We start from the raw sequence: 19,430 nt of genomic DNA, 5'->3' as shown, positions 1-19,430 counted from the left end.
ACCCCCAATGACCGCACAAGAATCCAGCTCCATCGCCACCCTGCCCGTGATGGGCGAAATGGCGCACCAGACCTATCCTAGCGCAACCTTGTACGTCGTGGCGACCCCGATCGGCAATGTGACGGATATCAGCCTGCGGGCGTTGCATGTCTTGAGCCTGGTCAACGCCGTGGCCTGCGAGGACACCCGCAACACCGCCCAGTTGATGACCCGCTTCGGCCTGCACAAGCCGCTGATCGCGGCCCACCAGCACAACGAGCGCGAAGTGGCGGAAACGCTGATCGCCCGCCTGCAGGCCGGCGAGCGCATCGCCCTGGTGTCGGACGCCGGCACGCCGGCCGTGTCCGATCCGGGCGCGCGCATCGTCGACGCGGTGCGGGCGGCGGGCTTGCGCGTGCTGCCGCTGCCGGGCGCGTCGGCGGCGGTGACGGCCTTGTCGGCCAGCGGCCTGGTGAACGATCAGTTCTACTTCGTCGGCTTCCTGCCGGCCAAGGCCAAGCAGCGCGAGAACTTCCTCGGCACCTTGCGCGCGGTGACCGCGACGATGGTGTTCTACGAGGCGCCGCACCGCATCCTCGATTGCGCCACGGCGCTGGCGGCGGTGTTCGAGCCGGAACGCCAGGTGGTGTTCGCGCGCGAGCTGACCAAGATGTTCGAGGAAATCCACCGCTGCCCGCTGTCCGAGGCGGAGGCGTGGATCAGGGCCGACGCGCACCGTGAAAAAGGCGAATTCGTGGTGCTGCTGGCCGGCGCGCCGGCGGCCGAGGATGAACAGGACGTCGAGGCCGAGCGCATCCTCAAGATTCTGTTGACCGAATGCTCGGTCAAGCAGGCGGCCAACCTGGCGGCGCTGATCACCGGCCGCAAGAAAAACGCGCTGTACGACCGCGCCCTGCAGCTCAAGGGCGACGAGTAATCAAAATTTGCAGCCGCTGTCCTTCTTGTCCAGCAGCCAGATGAGCGGGGACAGCAGGCCGGCGCCGGTGTTCTTGCAGTCGGAACGCTTGGCGCCCTGGATGTCGCGCGCCAGCTTGCTTTCCCGCTCGGGATACAACGGATGGTCTTCCAGCTGCGCCACCGGCAAGCCGGCGCGGGCCGGGTCCTTGGCGTTGGCTTCCTTGCGGGCGGTTTTCAGCGCCGCGTCCATGTCGAATTTCTTCGGTTGCAATTCCGGGTGCAAGGGATCGGGCGCTGGCGCCGGCAGCGTGATCGCCTGCGCGGTGACCGGGGCGGGCTCTGCGGCTGGCGCTGGCGGGCTGGCGCGCTTGACCAGCTGCGGCCGTTCGCGCTTGCGCGCTGGAGCAGGCTCCTGTTTCGGCTTGGGCGGCGGCTCCACCTTGGCCACGACCGGCTTGGGTGGCGCGGGCGTTCGCAGCCAGACCGTCATGGTCCTGGCCGGCCGCGGCGCCTCAGGCGCGGTCGGCGCCGCCAGCCGGTAGCCGAAGATCAGCGCCGCATGCAGCACCAGCGAGACGGCGATGCCCGCGCCTATCCCCGGCCGCCGCATCGGTGCGGGTTGGAATTGGGTGAACGTCGCGCTCATGGCTTTTTAGATAATTTGTGCACACCGCCATAATCTCACATTGAAAAAAAATCGCCATGGTACATACTGATTTCATAGTGACACTTGACGGATACTGGAGCAGCTTGTATTATGTTGCTTCTTCGGAGTGTGGCGCAGTCCGGTAGCGCACCTGGTTTGGGACCAGGGGGTCCAAGGTTCGAATCCTTGTACTCCGACCAAGATTCAAGAAAAAAGACTCAAGAGCTTCGGCTCTTGGGTCTTTTTTTTATGCTCCGCGCGTTCGCGCAGCCAGCGAGCTATACGAATAGTTCATAGATCCGGTTGAATATGCGATTGGTTGGCAAACAAGCACATGCGTAATATGAAATGAGCGCGGGGAAAACGCGCATACAAAAATTACGGAGAGACCATGCAACCGACAACGCTCAACTGGCCCATCGCCTGCTAGCTCGCCGCATCCGGCGAGCGCCTGTTCCTGACTATTAAAGTTTCGCGCCGTTCCAGGCAGGCACTCGCACATTCATTCATTCCTAAAAATAAAACACTGGAGACACAATGAAATTGAATACTTCGAAAACCATCATCGCCGCCGTCGTGGCTGAAATGTTGATGATGATGGGCGCGGCCGCGCAAACGTCGAGCGAGGCCAAGCCGCTCGATACCGGCCCCGTCGTCGTCGTCAGCGGCATCCGCGCCTCGCTGTCCTCGTCGCTGACCACCAAGCGCATCCAGGACGGCGTGGTCGACGCGGTGTCGGCCGAGGACGCCGGCAAATTCCCGGACACGAATATCGCCGAGTCCCTGCAGCGCGTTACCGGCGTGCAGATCCAGCGCAACAACGGCGAAGGCCGCTACATCTCCGTGCGCGGCCTGGGACCGGAGTTCAACAACGTGCTGGTCAACGGCCGCACCATGACCAGCGACACCGGCGGCCGCGAGTTCTCCTTCGACCTGCTGTCGTCCGACCTGATCTCGAAAGCGCTGGTCTATAAAACGTCGCAAGCCTTCCTGCCGGAGGGCGGCATCGGCTCGACGGTGGATATCCAGACCGCGCGTCCGCTGTCGGGCAAGCTGGGCCACACGTCGGTGGTCAATGTGTCGGACTCCTACGATACGAACTCCAAGAAGAACACGCCCAATATCAGCGGCATGTATTCCTTCGCCAACGAGAACCGCACCCTGGGCGTGACCGGCTCGCTCTCCTACACCGACCGCGCCTCCAAGCAAAACAAGGCCGTCAACGACGGCTGGAACTACCGCGACGTCGCCATGATCAACGGCGACCTCAACTCCAAAGGCTTGACGATGGCCGACGTGACCACCAAAAAGCTCTACATGCCGCAGAGCTATGGCTTCCAGCAGGAGAACGAAAGCCGCAAGCGCCTGGTCGGCAACCTGACGGTGCAATACAACCCGTCGTCGACCTGGAAACTGACGGCCGACGCCCTGTACTCGCGCCTCGACCAGAAGAACGACGTGATCGCGTTCAGCGACTGGAACAATCCCCAGCAGCTCGGCATCAAGACCGACGCCAACAACCAGGTCACCAGCTTCCTGCGGCCAGGCTCGATCTTCTACGCGAACAACCCGGCGCTGGCCGGCAGCGGCAAGCTGCTGGGCGAGGCCAACTCGAACGACATGATCGTCAAGGGCGGCGACCGCCTGTCCACCACGCAGGCGTTCGGCCTGAACTCGAAATGGGCGCTGGCGCCGGAGCTGAAACTGGAAGGCGATATCTCCAACTCGCGCACCACCTCCAAGTCGCCGAATATGTGGATCGTGGCCGGCATGGTGCCCAAGAACGGCGACGTGCTGACCTTCGGCAGCACCCCCGGTCTGGTGTTCGGCGACGGCATCGCCGATCCGACCGCGGTGCGCGCGCACGCCGTGTCGTACGGCGACATCCGCAATCTCGACGATTTGCAGGAAGGCCGTTTCAGCCTGGCCTGGAATCACGAGATGGGCTATTTCAAGGGCATCGATACCGGCATGGCCCACTCGCAGCGCAACGTGGAGCGCACGCAGTGGAACAACGACGCCTGGAATGCCTTCAGCGGCTACCACGTTGGCTTGCCGTCGTCCCTGTTCACGGTGACGCCGATGGATAATTTCCTGGGTAATGGCGCACAGATTCCAAGCGCCTATCTCCGATTTGATCCATACGAGTACATGAACTATCTGAACCAGCCGTCGCTGCTGGCGCAATCGAACGATCCGGCGCTGTACCTGGACAAGAGCAAGTACCCGAATGGCCCGATGGCGATCGACTACACCAAGCCGGACATGTGGGGCGTGAAGGAGAAAGTATCGAGCTTCTTCCTGGACTCCAAATGGGAAGGCGCCGGCTGGTCGGCCAATGCCGGCATGCGCGTGGTGCACGTGAACTCGGCGTCGACCGGCATCAGCCGCGTGCTGCTGTCGGCAACCAAGAGCCCCAACGACACGACCTATATCCTGAACTGGGGCCCGACCGCCGTCAACACCGTCACCAACAGCTACAACAGCTTCCTGCCGTCGGCCAACCTGAAGTTCGACCTGACGGCCGACATGATGCTGCGCCTGGCCGCATCGAAGACCGAGACCCGTCCTACCCTGAACCAGATGGGCGTCAGTAATTCCTACGGCGGCCGTTATGGCGATGTGCAAACCGGTGGCGGCAATCCCTATCTGAAGCCGATGCAGTCGAAGAACTACGACCTGTCGTACGAATGGTATCTGTCGAAGACCAACTACGTCAGCCTCGCTGTCTTCCGCAAGGACGTCTCCAACTTCCTGGAGACCAAGATGGTGGACATGAAGATCCCGCAGTACACGGAAGTGGTGCATGACACCCGCGTGCGCAACGGACAGGAAGGCAAGATCAAAGGCGTGGAACTGGCCGGCCAGTACGCCTTCGATGACAACATCTCCTGGCTGAAGGGCTTCGGCGTCGCCGCCAACTACACCTATGTGGACGCCAGCGCGACCCGCGACACCGACAGCGGAGCGCCGGCCTGCGGCTATCCCGGCTTGTCGCCGCAGTCGTACAACGGCTCGGTGTTCTACGAGAACGACAAATTCCAGGCCCGTGTGAGCTACAACTGGCGTAACCACTTCTCCGTCGATTGCGGCGGCGGCAGCACCCTGCCGCGCAACCGCGCAGCCTACGGTCAGACCGACGCCAGCCTGCGCTACAATCTGACGCCGAAGATGGCGCTCTACGCCGACTTCATCAACCTGGCCAACTCGCGGATGCATGAATATGCCAACAACGAAACGCAGTTCCTCACCCTGGAAGATGTCGGCCGCCGCGCCAACGTTGGCCTGCGAGTGGCGTTCTAAATGATGCGAGCGAACCTGCCTCGCCGCCGCCTGCTGCAAGGCGCCGCTGCCGTCGCCGGCGGCGCCCTGCTGCCGATCCACGCCGGCGCGCAAGCGGCGCCGCGCTTTGCGGTCGGCGCCAGCGATTTTCTCATCGACGGCAAACCGTTCCAGATCCGCTGCGGCGAAATGCACTTCGCCCGCGTGCCGCGCGAGTACTGGGGCCATCGCCTGAAAGCCATCAAGGCGATGGGCCTGAACACGGTGTGCGCCTATCTGTTCTGGAACTACCACGAGTGGCGCGAAGGGAAGTTCGACTGGAGCGGCCAGCGCGATGCGGTGGAGTTCTGCCGGCTCGCGCAGCAGGAAGGACTGTGGGTGATCCTGCGTCCCGGTCCCTACGCCTGCGCCGAGTGGGAGATGGGCGGCCTGCCGTGGTGGCTGTTGAAGAAGAATCCGGGCGACGCCTTCCTGCGCACGCGCGATCCGGCCTTTCTCGATCCGGCGCGGCGTTACCTGAATGAAGTCGGCCGCGTGCTCGGGACGATGCAGGTGACCCAGGGCGGCCCGATCCTGATGGTCCAGGTGGAGAACGAGTACGGCTTCTTCGGCGAAGACCTGGACTACATGCGCGTGCTGCGCCAGGCGCTGCTCGACGCCAGGTTCGACGTGCCGCTGTTCCAGTGTAATCCGACCAACGCGGTCGCCAAGACGCACATTCCCGGCATGCTCTCGGTGGCCAACTTCGGCAGCGATCCGGCCAGTGGCTTCAAGGCGCTGGCGGCGGTGCAGCAGGCGCCGTTGATGTGCGGCGAATACTACTCGGGCTGGTTCGACACCTGGGGCAATCCGCACCGCCGTGGCGACAACACCAGCGCCGTCATCGACATCCAGGCCATGCTCAAGGCGAACGGCTCGTTCAGCCTTTACATGGCGCACGGCGGCACGACGTTCGGCCTGTGGGGTGGCTGCGACCGTCCCTTCCGGCCGGACACCACCAGCTACGATTACGACGCGCCGATCAGCGAAGCGGGATGGATGGGCGCCAAGTTCAATGCCTATCGCGAAGGCATGCGGCCATTCCTGGCGGCGGGCGAAGTGCTGCCCGACGCACCGGCGCGCAATCCCGTCATGCGCATCGACGCCTTTGCGTTGAGCGAGTCGGCGCCGGTGCTGGCCAATCTGCCGGCGCGCACGATCAAGGCCGTGTCGCCGGAGCCGATCGAACAGTACGACATCAGCCGTGGCCTGGTCGCTTATCGCGTGCAGCTGCCGGCCGGTCCGGCGGGCTTGCTGGCCGCTGCCAAGGTGCGTGACCTGGCCTGGGTCTACATCGATGGCAAGCAGGTGGGAACGCTCGATACGCGCCATCGCCGCTTCTCGGTTGCCGTGCCGGCGCGCAGCAAGGCCGTGACGGTGGAGATCCTGCTTTACACGATCGCGCGGGTGAACTTTGGCCTGGAAGTCCACGATCGCAAGGGCCTGCATGGCCCGGTGACCTTCACCGCCAAGGACGGCGCCGCGCAGACGCTGGAGAACTGGGAAATCCGCGCCATTGATTTCGATGCCGACGGCGTGCTGCCGCCGCTGTCGTTCAAGCGTGGACGTGCCAAGGGACCGGCCTTCTGGCGCGGCGGCTTCGAGGCCGGCCGGCAGGCCGACACCTTCCTCGACATGTCAAGCTGGGGACAGGGCATCGTGTGGATCAACGGCCGCTGCCTGGGCCGTTACTGGAGCATCGGCCCGACGCAGACCATGTACCTGCCCGGCCCGTGGATCAAGAAGGGGCGCAACGAAATCGTGGTGCTGGACCTGACCGGCCCGCGCAGCGCGCGTATCGCCGGCCTGACGGAACCGATACTCGACCAGCTCAATCCAGAGCTGGATCTGGCGCGGCCAGCCAGCACGGTCAAGCCGGCGCTGGAAGGCGTCGCGCCAGCGCAGGCGGGCGAGTTTGCCGTCGGCGGCGCGACTCAGGATGTGCTGTTTGCGGCGCCGGTCAAGGGCCGCCAGTTCTGTCTTGAATCGCTGAGCGCCTTCGACGGCAAGCAGTACGCGGCGGTCGCCGAGATTTCTCTGCTGGGCAAGGACGGCAAGACCATCAACCAGCAATCGTGGACGATCGCCTACGCCAGCAGCGAGGAGTTGAAGAAGGAGGATGGTTCGGCGCTTAACGCGATCAACGGGCAGGCGTCGGATCATTGGCACACCGCGTTCTCCGGCGGGACCGGCCACCCGCACCAGCTGATCATCGATCTCGGTCAGCAGGTGGAGGTGGCGGGTGTGCGCTACATGCCGCGCCAGGGGCCTGACACCGTCACCGGGCGTATCAGGCAGTACCGCATGTACGTCGCGGACAAACTGGTCCGCGAGTGATGCTGGCGTAGCTTAGGCGGCGCGCTTGGCAGCGATGGCGTTGCCGGCGCGGCTGGCGCCTTTACGTCCCAGGAACTGCGAAATGAACTGGCCGGCGTCGACCACGATATCGAGGTCGATGCCGGTTTCAATTCCCAGTCCCTGCATCATGTACAGCACGTCCTCGGTGGCCACGTTGCCGGTGGCGCCCTTGGCGTATGGGCAGCCGCCCAGGCCCGACACCGACGAGTGATAAATCGTGATGCCCAGCTCCAGGCTGGCGTAGATGTTGGCCAGCGCCTGTCCATACGTGTCGTGGAAGTGGCCGGACAAGCCGTCCAGACGGAAGGCGCGGATCGCCGTCTCCATCACCGCCTGCGTCTTGCGCGGCGTGGCGACACCGATGGTGTCGGCGATGTCGATCTCGTCGCAACCCAGGTCGCGCATGCGGCCCACTACGTCGGCCACCGCATCCAGCGGTACTTCGCCCTGATACGGGCAGCCGAACGAGCAGCTGATGCTGCCGCGCAGGCGCAGGCCGTTGTCCTTGGCCGCTTTCGCCACGTCTTCAAAGCGCGCGATCGATTCGGCGATCGAGCAGTTGATGTTCTTTTGCGAGAACGCTTCCGAAGCCGAACCGAAGATCACCACCTCGTCCGCCTTGGCCGCCAGCGCCGCTTCAAAGCCCTGCATGTTCGGCGTCAGCGCCGAGTAGATCACGCCCGGCTTGCGTGTGATCGCGGTCATCACCTCTTTGCTGGTGGCCATCTGCGGCACCCACTTCGGAGAGACGAACGATGCCGCTTCGATGTTCTGGAAACCAGCGCTGGTCAGGCGGTTCACCAGTTCGATTTTTACCTCGGCGGGTACGCTCTCTTTTTCATTTTGCAGGCCGTCACGCGGGCCGACTTCGACGATCTTTACCTGTTTCGGCAAACTGTTCATGTCAATATCCTCTATTGCGGTCGACCACGCCGGCGACTGTTTCGCCTTTCGCGGTCTTGCGGATTTTTTCGGCGATCTGCTGCACGCTCTCGCGACGCAAGGTCAGCGCCGAGATGTGCGGCGTGATCGTGATGCGCGGCTCCTGCCAGAACGGATGCTGCGCCGGCAGCGGCTCGTTGCGGAACACGTCCAGCGTGGCGGCGGCGATGTGGTTGGACTTGATCAGCGCGAGCAGGTCCGGCTCGGCCACATGCGCGCCGCGCGCGACGTTGATCAGGTACGAACCTTGCGGCAGCTTGCCCATGTTGGTGCGGTTGAGCAGGTTGTTGGTGTCCGGCGTCAGCGGCAGCATGCAGACCAGCACGCGGCTGCCGCGCAGAAAGGTGTCCAGGCCATCGGCGCCGTGGAAGCACTGCACGCCCTGCATGTTCTTCTCGGTGCGGCTCCAGCCGCGCAGCGGGAAGCCGAACGGCGCCAGCGCCTCCAGCACGCGCGTGCCCAACACGCCCATGCCCAATACGCCGACCGAGAAATCTTCTTTCGGATGCTGCGGCAGCGGCAGCCACTGGCCGGCGCGCGCCTGGGTTTCATACTCGTCGAAGCGGCGGAAGTAGCGCAGCACCGAATAGGTCACATACTCCGCCATTTGCAGCGCCATGCCGGCGTCTTCCAGGCGGATGATGGGAATGTGCGGCGGCAGCGCGTCGCTGAATTTGAGCAGCGCGTCGACGCCGGCTCCGGTGACGAAGATCGCTTTCACCTGCGCCAGGTCCGCCAGCATCGCTTCCGGCGGCGACCACACTACCGCGTAGTCGCAGGCCGGGCTCTTTTCACCGACATGCCAGATTTCGACTTCGGCTTCCGGCAGATATTTGGCAAAGTCCTTGAGCCAAGGCTCGGTCTTGCCGTCCGCCCGATGTAAAAGAATACGCATGATGTCCCCCTTTACGCCGTCTTGAATGCCAGCAGCGGCGCACCGTCGGCCACCTGGTCGCCCACGCTGTACAGGATTTCGTCGACCACGCCATCGTGCGGCGCGGCGATGGTGTGTTCCATTTTCATGGCTTCCATGATGACCAGGGCGTCGCCCTTCTTCACTTCCTGCCCTTTGGTGGCCAACACCGCGACCACCTTGCCCGGCATCGGCGCGGTCAGGCGGCCGCCTTCGGCCTCGGTCTCGCCGGCATGCGCCATCGGATCGTTGTAGGCCAGCGGATAGTGCGCACCGTTGGTGAACACATGCAGCATGTCGCCGTCGCGGCGCACGGTGCCGTGCACGGCGCGCTCGCCCAGCTTGATGCTGAAATCGTTGCCGTCTTGCGACATCAGGCTCAGTACCTGCGGCTGCGCCGTGCCGACGCTGAACAGCCAGTCGGTGGCGCGGTAGCTGACGTTGACGCCGTACGGCTTGGCCGCCGCGAACTCGTCGCCGAACGACAGCGCGCGCACGTAGGGATGGTTCATGCGCCAGCCCAGCGCCTGGCCCCAAGGGTCGGCGGCGTTGGCGCCGGATTGCGCGGCGGAGCGGTCTTTCTCGGACTCGATCAGCGACACGGCGGCCAACGCCAACGCTGCATCCGGCGCGGCTTGCGCTGCCGGGAACAGCGCGTCGTGATTGCGTTCGATCAGGCCCGTATCCAGGTCGGCCGTCGAGAAGGCCTGGCCTTCGACCAGGCGTTTCAGGAAGGCGATGTTGGTGGCCAGGCCGACGATCTGGTACTGCGACAGCGCCTGCGCCATGCGGGCCAGCGCCTGCTTGCGGTCCGCGCCCCAGACGATCAGTTTGGCGATCATCGGATCGTAGAACGGCGAGATCGCATCGCCGGCGCGTACGCCGGAATCGATACGCACGCCGGCCGGCAGGTTGACGGCGCCGCCCAGTTCAAAGGCGACCGCGCCCGGCGTCTCCATGTGGCGCAGCGTGCCGATCGACGGCAGGAAGCCCTTCTCCGGATTCTCCGCGTAGATACGCGCTTCGATCGAGTGGCCGTTGATGGCCAGTTCGTGCTGCTGCTTGGGCAGCGGCTCGCCGGCGGCGACGCGCAGCTGCCATTCCACCAGGTCGGTCCCGGTGATCATTTCGGTGACTGGGTGCTCGACCTGCAGGCGGGTGTTCATCTCCATGAAGTAGAACGAACCGTCCTGGTTGGCGATGAATTCCACCGTGCCGGCGCCGACGTAGCCGACGGCCTTGGCGGCGGCGACCGCCGCTTCGCCCATCGCCGCGCGGCGTTCGGCCGGCATGTTCGGCGCAGGTGCTTCTTCCAGCACTTTCTGGTGGCGGCGCTGCACCGAGCAATCGCGCTCGAACAGGTAGATGCAGTTGCCGAGGGTATCGGCAAACACCTGGATTTCAATGTGGCGCGGACGCTGGAGGTATTTCTCCGCCAGCACCTTGTCGTCGCCGAAGGAACTGATCGCCTCGCGCTTGCACGATGCCAGCGCGTCCTTGAACTGCGCCGAGTTTTCGATCACGCGCATGCCCTTGCCGCCGCCGCCGGCCGAAGCCTTCAGCAGCACCGGGTAGCCGATCTTGTCGGCCTGCGCGTGCAGGAAGTCGGCGTCCTGCTGTTCGCCGTGATAGCCCGGCACCAGCGGCACGTTGGCCTTCTCCATCAGCTGCTTGGCGGCGGACTTTGAGCCCATCGCGCGCATCGCTGATGCAGGCGGGCCAATGAACACCAGTCCCGCTTCGGCGCAGGCGTCGGCGAATTCGGCGTTCTCGGACAGGAAGCCATAGCCGGGATGGATCGCTTGCGCGCCGGTGGCCTTGGCGACGGCGATGATTTTCTCGCCGCGCAGATAGCTTTCCTTGGCGGCTGCGGGGCCGATCAGCACCGCTTCATCGCATACTGCGACGTGCTTGGCGTTGGCGTCCGCTTCCGAGTACACGGCGACGGTCTTGATGCCCATGCGGCGCGCGGTAGCGGCCACACGGCAGGCGATTTCACCACGGTTGGCGATCAGTATTTTTGTAAACATGGTCTCTCTCTTTGCAGCTTGTGGCTGGAAGTTTTTTTATCGTGTGGTGGTACCGCAGGCTGGATCAGCAGCCGCACTTCTCCTTCGGTGCCGAGTCCAGCACGGCGCCGCGGGTTTTCAGGCCAAGTTTGTTCAACAGCGCGCGGTCGTCTTCCGCTTCCGGGTTGTCGGTGGTCAGCAGCTTGTCGCCGTAGAAGATCGAATTGGCGCCGGCCAGGAAGCACATGGCTTGCACCGCTTCGCCCATCTGGCGGCGGCCTGCCGACAGGCGCACGCGCGCCTTCGGCATCGTGATGCGGGCGACGGCGATGGTGCGCACGAATTCGAACGGGTCCAGCGGGTCCATGCCGTACAGCGGCGTGCCTTCCACCTGCACCAGGTGGTTGACCGGCACCGACTCCGGATACGGATTTAGGTTGGCCAGCTGCGCGATCAAACCGGCGCGCTGCAGGCGCGACTCGCCCATGCCGACGATGCCGCCGCAGCAGACCTTCAGGCCCGCTTCACGGATGCGGCCCAGCGTGTCCAGGCGGTCCTGGTATTCGCGGGTCGAGATCACGTTGTCGTAGAACTCGGGCGCGGTGTCGAGGTTGTGGTTGTAGTAATCGAGGCCGGCGGCCTTCAGGCGCTCGGCCTGTTTTTCTTCCAGCATGCCCAGCGTGGCGCAGGTCTCCAGGCCCAGCGCCTTCACCTCGCGCACCATCTCTTCGACCTTGTCCATGTCGCGGTCCTTAGGGCTGCGCCATGCGGCGCCCATGCAGAAGCGGGTGGCGCCGTTGTCCTTGGCCTGGCGGGCCGCATCGAGCACGGTGTCGATGTCGAGGATCTTCTTGGCTTCGACGCCGGTGTCGTAGCGCGCCGCCTGCGGGCAGTAGCCGCAGTCTTCCTCGCAGCCGCCGGTCTTGATCGACAGCAGCGTGGCCAGTTCGACGTCGCCCTCAGGGAAGTTGGTGCGGTGGGTTTGCTGTGCGCGGAACATCAGATCATTGAACGGCAGGTCGAACAATGCCATCACGTCTTCCAGCGGCCACGTCGCGGCGGGCGGCAAGGTGATGGCGGCCGTCGGACGGTGCAGCGAAACGGTTTTCGGTTCTTGGAGGGTGTTCTGGGACATCGTGTTTCCTTCTTCGTTCAAAGTTTGTTCTGAGCTGGCCAATTCGGCAGCTGCGTAAAATCGATATGGGCGGCGGCGGCTTGCGCGCCGGGTTCGGCCAGGCGCGGCACGCGGCCCAGCAGCGGTGCGCTGATGCGTTGCTCCAGCGCGGCGACGTTTTCGTCGGCGAAGGCCATGTCGTCCTGCGTTTCGTTGGCGACCCAGCCGGCCAGGCGCAGGCCGCGCGCTTCGATCGCTTCCACCGTCAGCAGCGCATGGCTGATGCAGCCCAGCCGCAGGCCGACCACCAGCACCACCGGCAGGTCGAGCTGCTCGGCCAGGTCGGCGGTGTCGAAATCGTCGTTCAGCGGTACGCGGAAGCCACCCACGCCTTCGACCACCGTGGCGTCGGAGGCGGCGTTGATCTCGACGTAGGCCGCCAGGATGGGCACCGGTGAAATCGTCACCCCTTCCAGCGTGGCGGCGATGTGCGGCGCGGCCGGCTCCTTCAGCAGGAACGGCGTGGTGATCGATTGCGGCAGGTGGACATTGCCGGCGGCGGCCAGCTGGTCGCAGTCGTCGTTGTGCCAGGCGCCGTCGCGCAGTTCGGCGCCGGCGGCCACCGGCTTCATGCCGCAGGCGCGCACGCCGGCCTGCACCAGCGCGTACAACATCGCCGATGAGATCAGCGTCTTGCCGATTTCGGTGTCGGTGCCGGTGACAAAACAGCTGAAACGCGGCGGCATGCCGGTGGCGGCGGGCGCAGGTTGCACCTGGGTGCGCGGCGCCTCCACGGCTATGACGGGATCGTCGAGACTCATATCAAGTCCTTTCCAATGCATTGATCGCGGCTATCAGTTTCGCGACTTCCATGCTGCTATGCCCTGCGGACAGCGTCACGCGCAGGCGCGAGGTGCCCGGGGCCACGGTCGGCGGACGGATGGTGCCGACCCACAGACCCTGTTCGTACAGGGCCGCGCCGGCGCGCATGGTCTCGGCATTATCGCCGATCAGGATGGGCTGGATCGCAGTCATCGAGGGCAGGCGCTGCCAGCGCTTCAGGCGCAGGCCATCGTCCAATTGTGCCACCAAAGCTTGCAGCTGTGCGCGGCGGTTGCGGCCTTCGTCGCCTTCCAGCAGCTCAAGGCTGGTCAGCAGCGCGTGCGCCAGCGCCGGCGGCGTGGCGGTGGTGAAGATGTAGGGGCGGGCCTTCTGGATCAGCGTTTCGATCACCGTCTCGTGCGCGGCGACGAAAGCGCCGCTGACGCCGGCCGCCTTGCCCAGCGTGCCCATATAGACCAGGTTGGGCGAGCGCAGATTGAAGTGTTCCAGCGCGCCGTGGCCGTTGTCGCCCAAGGTGCCGAAGCCGTGGGCGTCGTCCACCACCAGCCAGGCGCCGTATTGTTCGCACAAAGCCAGCAGCTGCGGCAGCGGCGCCAGGTCGCCATCCATGCTGAAGACGCTGTCCGTCACTACCAGCTTGGTAGCGGCCTTGGACGCGGCCAGCAGCTGGGCCAGCGCTTTTAGGTCGGCATGCGGGTAGACCTTGACGTTGGCGCGCGACAGGCGGGCGCCGTCGATCAGCGAGGCGTGGTTCAGCGATTCGGAGAAAATGTCGGCATCGCGGTCGGCGGCGGTCAGGCCGGTGACGATGGCCAGGTTGGCCATGTAGCCGGTGCAGAAGGTGAGCGCGCGCGGCGACACCAGATGGGCGCCGACGAATTCCACCAGCCGCTCTTCCAGCATGGCGTGGGCGCGACCGTGGCCGCTGATCAGGTGCGAGGCGCCGCTGCCGACGCCGTACATCGCCGCGCCTTCCTGCAGCGCGAGTTTGATGCTGCGGTGATTGGCCAGGCCGAGGTAGTCGTTGGTGCAGAAGGCCAGCAGTTCGCGGCCGTCCACCGATACGCGCGGACCGCAGGGCGTGTCGACCGTGCGGCGCGTGCGGATCAGGTCCTGTTCTGCCAGCGCCTGCAGCTGCTGCTTGAGTTGATTCAGCATTTCCATGGTCAGCCCGCCATCACTTTGTCGAACACGGCCAGCGTGTTGGCGGCCAGGCCGTCGATTTCCTCGTCGTTGAGGATATACGGCGGCATCATGTAGACGGTGGAACCGATGGGGCGCATTAGCAGCTCGTGCTCCACCGCAGTGGCGAAGAAGCGGCGCGAGAAGTCCGGCGTGGCGTCGATGGCGTCGAAGGCCCAGATCATGCCGCGCTGGCGGAAGTTGCGCACCTGCTGGTGCTGGGCCAGCGGTTGCAGCGCTGCGGTCAGGCGCGCGGCCTTCACGCGGTTGGCGGCCAGCACATCGTCTTCCTCGAAGATCTGCAGCGTCGCCAACGCGGCGCGGCAGGCCAGCGGGTTGCCGGTGTACGAGTGCGAGTGCAGGAAGCCGCGCGTGACGTCGTTGCTGTAGAAGGACTGGTAGATCTCGTCGCGCGTCATCACCAGCGACAGCGGCAGGTAGCCGCCGCTGATGCCCTTGGACAGGCACAGGAAGTCCGGCCACACGTCGGCCTGTTCGCAGGCGAAGAAGGTGCCGGTGCGGCCGCAGCCGACGGCGATTTCGTCGAGGATCAGGTGAACGGAATGGCGGTCGCACAGTTTGCGCACCAACTTCAGATACAGCGGGTCGTGCATCGCCATGCCGGTGGCACATTGCACCAGCGGTTCGATGATGATGGCGGCTATCTTGTCGGCGCGTTCGATGAATAGGCGCTCAACGTCGGCGGCGGCTTTGCGGGCCATGTCTTCGGCGGTTTCGCCATCCCCGGCGTTGCGGGCATCCGGCGACATCACCGTCTGCGAGGCGCGCAGCAGCGGGCCGTAAGCGTCCTTGAACAGGGCGACGTCGGTCACGGCCAGCGCGCCGATGGTCTCGCCGTGGTAGCTGCCCTTGAGGCAGACGAATTCCTGCTTGCCGCTCTTGCCGTTGTTGCGCCAGGAGTGGAAGCTCATCTTCAGCGCGATTTCCACCGCCGATGCGCCGTCGCTGGCGTAGAAGCTGTGGCCGAGCACATGGCCGGTCAGCGCCGACAGTTTTTCCGACAGTTCGATCACCGGTTCGTGCGTGAAGCCGGCCAGCATGGCGTGTTCCAGCGTGTCCAGCTGGTCCTTCAGCGCGGCGTTGATGCGCGGGTTGGCATGGCCAAACAGGTTCACCCACCAGGAGCTGATCGCATCGAGGTAGCGGCGGCCTTCATGGTCGTACAGCCACGCGCCCTTGCCGCTCTTGACCGGGATCAGGGGCACAGGGTTATCCAACTGCGCATGGTGCTGCATCTGGGTGCACGGATGCCATACGCTGCGCAGGCTGCGCGCGACCCAGTCGCTTTGTTTATTCAATTCCAAAACTGCTCCAAACTCAATTCAACCATGACGGTTTGCGCTTCTCCAGGAACGAGGCCACGCCTTCGCGGCCCTGTTCCGAGGCGCGGATATGGGCGATGCGCTCGGCGGTATCGGCCAGCAGCGCATCGTTGACGGTTTGCCCAACCACGTCGCGCACCAGCACCTTGGCTTGCTGCACGGCGTTCGGGCTGTTGTTGACCAGCGCCTTGACGATCTCCGCCACCTTGGCGTCGAGCGCGTCGGCGGCCACCACTTCGTGCGCGAAGCCGATGCGCAGCGCTTCCTGCGCGCTGAATCGCTCGGCGGTCAGGAAGTAGCGGCGCGACGCGTTCTCGCCCATGGCTTTGATCACATACGGCGAAATGGTGGCGGGGATCAGTCCCAGTTTCACTTCGCTCAGGCAGAAATTGGCCTGGTCGACCGCGACGATGATGTCGCACGCGGAGACCAGCCCCATGCCGCCGGCATAGCAATCGCCCTGCACCTTGGCCACCACGGGCTTGGGACACAGGTAGATCGTGCGCAGCATCTCCGCCAGTTGCAGAGCGTCGGCATGGTTTTCGGCGTGCGTGTAGCCCGCCATTTTTTTCATCCAGTTCAAGTCGGCGCCGGCGCAGAAGGCCGGGCCGTTCGCCGCCAGCACAATCGCGCGCAGGTCTTCTTCCGCACCGAGCTCGCCGAAGGCTTGCGTGATCTCGGCGATGGTGGTTTCGTTGAAGGCGTTGCGCACGTCCGGGCGGTTCAGCGTGACGGTGGCGACCTTGCCTTCGCGGCTGATGGTCAGCGTGGTAAAGCTCATCTCTAGTCCTTGATCGTGTATTTGATTTCGGTCGGCATGCCGACGCTTTGCAGGAAGCGCGTGGTCTCCGGCAGCCAGATGGCGACGCCGTCCGGGCTGGAGCTCATGCCGTGCGCGTCGCGCTTGAACGGTCCGTAGGCCACCAGCTGCACCTTGCCGCCGCCTGCGGTGTAGGCCGCGTACATATCGGCCGCCAGCGCGGGGCCGAAGTGCTGGTCGTTGGCGCCGTAGAACCAGATGCTCGGCGTGGTGCTGACCGCTCCGTAGGCCTTGAAGGCGTCGACCAGCGCGGCCTTCCAGTCGCAGTGCGAGCGGCTGTTGACGCCACCGGCGAAGTTGATAATGCCCTGCACGCCGCTGATGTTATGGCTGCCGGCGGCGATCGCCGTCAGGCCGCCGTGCGACTGGCCGGCCAGGATCACATGCTGCTGGTCCGCCCATGGCTGCTTCATCACGTAGGCCATCGCCGCGTACAGCGACGAGGCCTGGTCCTCGCCATTCTCCTTGGCGCGGCAGTGCGAGTTGACGTAGGTGCCGCCCGAGCCGGAAAAACCGAGCCGCATCGGGATTACCACCGCGTAGCCGCGCTTGACGAACTCGCGGCTGATGACCGGGTAGCGCGCCCGTTGCTGCTGGTGCGCGTCGCCGGCGGCTTTGCCGTGGTTCATGAACAGCACCGGAAACGGGCCGTCGCCCGGCGGTTTGTAGATGGTGGTTTGCAGGCCGATATCGGCGCCGGCTATCTTGGCGGGGATGGCGATGACCTGCTCGCCCATGCTCGCATCGACCACCGGCAACGGGCCGGCCTGCGCCGAGGCGCAAGCCGCCGCCAGCAGCAGCGCTGCCAGTCCGTGTCGGTATCGGGTCTGCATGGTCATCGTCTGCTTACATCCTGAAGACGCCGAACTTGGTGTCCGGGATTTCGGCATTGAGCGCGGCGGACAGGCCCAGGCCCAGCACCATGCGGGTGTCGGCCGGGTCGATCACGCCGTCGTCCCACAGGCGCGCGGTGGCGTAGTACGGGTGGCCCTGGTGCTCGTACTGGTCCTTGATCGGCTGCTTGAACGCGGCTTCTTCTTCTGCCGTCCACGAGCCGCCCTTGCCTTCGATGCCGTCGCGCTTGACCGTGGCCAGCACCGATGCGGCCTGGTCGCCGCCCATGACGGAGATGCGGGCGTTGGGCCACATCCACATGAAGCGCGGCGAGAACGCGCGGCCGCACATGCCGTAGTTGCCGGCGCCGAAGCTGCCGCCGATGATGACGGTGAACTTCGGCACGGCGGCGGTGGCGACAGCGGTCACCATCTTGGCGCCGTTGCGGGCGATGCCTTCGTTTTCGTATTTGCGGCCGACCATGAAGCCGGTGATATTTTGCAGGAACACCAGCGGGATCTTGCGCTGCGCGCACAGCTCGATGAAGTGCGCTCCCTTCAGCGCGGACTCGGAGAACAGGATGCCGTTGTTGGCGATGATGCCGACCTTCATGCCGAAGATGTGGGCGAAGCCGCAGATCAGGGTGGTGCCATAGCGCGCCTTGAATTCATCGAACTCGCTGCCGTCGACGATGCGGGCGATCACTTCGCGCACATCGAAGGGCTTGCGGGTGTCGACCGGGATCACGCCGTACAGTTCCTCGGTGGCGTACTTCGGTTCCGCCGCCTCGCGCAACGCGCCCTGCTGCGGCTTGGTGCGGTTCAGATTCGAGACGATGGTGCGCGCCAGCGACAGCGCGTGCAGATCGTTCTGCGCCAGGTGGTCGGCCACGCCGGACAAACGGGTGTGGACATCGCCGCCGCCCAGGTCTTCAGCGGTGACGACTTCGCCGGTGGCGGCCTTCACCAGCGGCGGGCCGCCGAGGAAGATGGTGCCCTGTTCCTTGACGATGATCGATTCGTCGCTCATCGCCGGCACGTAGGCGCCGCCGGCGGTGCAGGAACCCATCACCACGGCGATCTGCGGGATGCCCTTGGCCGACAGGTTGGCCTGGTTGTAGAAGATGCGGCCGAAGTGGTCGCGGTCCGGGAAGACGTCGTCCTGGTTGGGCAGGTTGGCGCCGCCCGAATCGACCAGATAGATGCACGGCAGGTTGTTCTGGTCGGCGATTTCCTGCGCGCGCAGGTGTTTCTTGACCGTGATCGGGTAGTAGGTGCCGCCCTTGACGGTGGCGTCGTTACAGACGATCACGCACTCCTGGCCGGCCACGCGGCCGATGCCGGTGATGATGCCGGCCGCCGGTGCGGCGTCGGCGCCGTTGGCGTCCTGGTACATGCCGTAGGCCGCCATCTGCGACAGTTCGAGGAAGGGCGTGCCGGGATCGAGCAGCATCTGCACGCGGTCGCGCGGCAGCAGTTTGCCGCGGGCGACATGCTTGGCCGATGCCGCCTCGCCGCCACCGAGGGCGATCTTGGCGACCTTGTCGCGCAGGTCATCGACGACGGCCTGCATGGCGGCCACGTTGGCTTTGAAATCCTCGCTGCGGGGATTGAGTTTGCTTTCGATCTGCGGCATTGCTTTTCCTTTTTCTGCGCGGTGTCTCCGCCGCGTCCTGATGATTTATTCTGGAAAACTACCGTCAACGTAAAACCAGCGCAGCCCGCCTTCGGCCGGCTCGCGGACAAAATGACTGATCTCGTGCAGGCGCTGCGCCCGGCCATTGGTCTTGAACCGGGCGACAAACTCCACCGTATCCCTGGTCGGGTCGGTGTCTCCTGCTTTACGTTGACGTAAACGTAAAGCAGATTTTACCTCAAGTCCCAGCCACTGCAATTTTTCTTCTTGGCTCATAATCGGCTCGGCCGGACGGGTGCTGGCGTGCCAGGTTGCCATCAGGTAGGGCTCGTTGCGCTGCACATAGGCGGTATAGCGCGAGCGCATCAGCGTTTCGGCGGTCGGCGGGATGGCCGCGCCGTCGATATACGGGCCGCAGCAGCTTGCCAGGGAGGGGCCGCCGCAGGGGCAGGCCGCGGGTGCGGTGGACTTCTTGGACATGAATTCAGGTGGTCGGGCTGGTGTGGCGATCCAGCATTATCCGCCAAATAGCCGCATTCCGCCGGGCTTGCCGTTATGCTATGTGTACAAATA

15 protein-coding genes and 1 tRNA gene are annotated in these 19,430 nt (G+C 64.7%); 4 read left to right on the top strand and 12 right to left on the bottom strand.

From position 1 onward, the window contains the following. The first annotated feature begins 7 nt into the window (after window positions 1–7). Complete coding sequence (rsmI, locus tag AC07OK_RS12660) at window positions 8–916, top strand: 16S rRNA (cytidine(1402)-2'-O)-methyltransferase (protein ID WP_494690642.1); 909 nt, start codon at window positions 8–10, stop codon at window positions 914–916. On the opposite strand, the gene AC07OK_RS12655 is transcribed toward rsmI, so the two are convergent. Continuing rightward, entirely contained in the window at window positions 917–1,543 is a 627-nt protein-coding gene (locus AC07OK_RS12655) for a hypothetical protein (protein ID WP_494690641.1), read from the bottom strand. 123 nt (window positions 1,544–1,666) lie between these two features. Between AC07OK_RS12655 and AC07OK_RS12650 the strand changes: the two genes are divergently transcribed. The 3 genes from AC07OK_RS12650 to AC07OK_RS12640 all read left to right on the top strand — a co-directional run bounded on the left by AC07OK_RS12650 (window position 1,667) and on the right by AC07OK_RS12640 (window position 7,201). After that, window positions 1,667–1,743 (top strand) — tRNA-Pro (locus AC07OK_RS12650). 337 nt (window positions 1,744–2,080) lie between these two features. Next, window positions 2,081–4,846: a TonB-dependent receptor gene (locus AC07OK_RS12645; protein WP_494690640.1), complete on the top strand. Its 2,766-nt coding sequence runs from the start codon at window positions 2,081–2,083 to the stop codon at window positions 4,844–4,846. Further along, window positions 4,847–7,201, top strand: coding sequence for a beta-galactosidase (locus AC07OK_RS12640; protein ID WP_494690639.1), 2,355 nt, complete (start codon window positions 4,847–4,849; stop codon window positions 7,199–7,201). Window positions 7,202–7,213: 12 nt separating this feature from the next. Here the strand turns inward: AC07OK_RS12640 and AC07OK_RS12635 are convergent, their stop codons facing one another. The 11 genes from AC07OK_RS12635 to AC07OK_RS12585 form a co-directional block, all read right to left on the bottom strand. Then, complete coding sequence (locus tag AC07OK_RS12635; protein WP_494690638.1) at window positions 7,214–8,125, bottom strand: hydroxymethylglutaryl-CoA lyase; 912 nt, start codon at window positions 8,123–8,125, stop codon at window positions 7,214–7,216. 1 nt (window position 8,126) lies between these two features. Then, window positions 8,127–9,059, bottom strand: a complete 933-nt coding sequence (locus AC07OK_RS12630; protein WP_494690637.1) for a 2-hydroxyacid dehydrogenase — start codon at window positions 9,057–9,059, stop codon at window positions 8,127–8,129. A gap of 11 nt (window positions 9,060–9,070) precedes the next feature. Next, a complete protein-coding gene (locus tag AC07OK_RS12625) occupies window positions 9,071–11,107 on the bottom strand; it encodes an acetyl/propionyl/methylcrotonyl-CoA carboxylase subunit alpha (protein WP_494690636.1) in 2,037 nt (678 codons plus the stop codon). A 64-nt stretch (window positions 11,108–11,171) separates the two neighbouring features. Beyond that, the gene (bioB, locus tag AC07OK_RS12620; protein WP_494690635.1) at window positions 11,172–12,221 is read right to left on the bottom strand and encodes a biotin synthase BioB; all 1,050 of its coding nucleotides are present in this window, start codon (window positions 12,219–12,221) and stop codon (window positions 11,172–11,174) included. Window positions 12,222–12,238: 17 nt separating this feature from the next. After that, window positions 12,239–13,021 carry a dethiobiotin synthase gene (gene bioD / locus AC07OK_RS12615; RefSeq protein ID WP_494690634.1) on the bottom strand — a complete coding sequence of 261 codons (783 nt, stop codon included), beginning with the start codon at window positions 13,019–13,021 and terminating at the stop codon, window positions 12,239–12,241. 1 nt (window position 13,022) lies between these two features. Next, window positions 13,023–14,207 carry an 8-amino-7-oxononanoate synthase gene (bioF, locus tag AC07OK_RS12610; protein WP_494690633.1) on the bottom strand — a complete coding sequence of 395 codons (1,185 nt, stop codon included), beginning with the start codon at window positions 14,205–14,207 and terminating at the stop codon, window positions 13,023–13,025. Window positions 14,208–14,209: 2 nt separating this feature from the next. After that, the gene (gene bioA, locus AC07OK_RS12605; protein WP_494690632.1) at window positions 14,210–15,550 is read right to left on the bottom strand and encodes an adenosylmethionine--8-amino-7-oxononanoate transaminase; all 1,341 of its coding nucleotides are present in this window, start codon (window positions 15,548–15,550) and stop codon (window positions 14,210–14,212) included. A gap of 13 nt (window positions 15,551–15,563) precedes the next feature. Next, the gene (locus tag AC07OK_RS12600; protein WP_494690631.1) at window positions 15,564–16,349 is read right to left on the bottom strand and encodes an enoyl-CoA hydratase/isomerase family protein; all 786 of its coding nucleotides are present in this window, start codon (window positions 16,347–16,349) and stop codon (window positions 15,564–15,566) included. Between the two features lie 2 nt (window positions 16,350–16,351). Continuing rightward, complete coding sequence (locus AC07OK_RS12595) at window positions 16,352–17,221, bottom strand: dienelactone hydrolase family protein (protein WP_494690630.1); 870 nt, start codon at window positions 17,219–17,221, stop codon at window positions 16,352–16,354. A 13-nt stretch (window positions 17,222–17,234) separates the two neighbouring features. Then, window positions 17,235–18,857 carry a carboxyl transferase domain-containing protein gene (locus tag AC07OK_RS12590; protein ID WP_020703867.1) on the bottom strand — a complete coding sequence of 541 codons (1,623 nt, stop codon included), beginning with the start codon at window positions 18,855–18,857 and terminating at the stop codon, window positions 17,235–17,237. A 45-nt stretch (window positions 18,858–18,902) separates the two neighbouring features. Then, window positions 18,903–19,337 carry a YchJ family protein gene (locus tag AC07OK_RS12585; RefSeq protein WP_494690629.1) on the bottom strand — a complete coding sequence of 145 codons (435 nt, stop codon included), beginning with the start codon at window positions 19,335–19,337 and terminating at the stop codon, window positions 18,903–18,905. Between the last annotated feature and the right edge of the window lie 93 nt (window positions 19,338–19,430).

It is taken from the genome of Duganella sp. GW821-FHT07G03, from assembly GCF_059418605.1.
The sequence above is the reverse complement of the archived record's forward strand: the minus strand, read 5'-3'. Positions and strand labels throughout refer to the sequence as shown.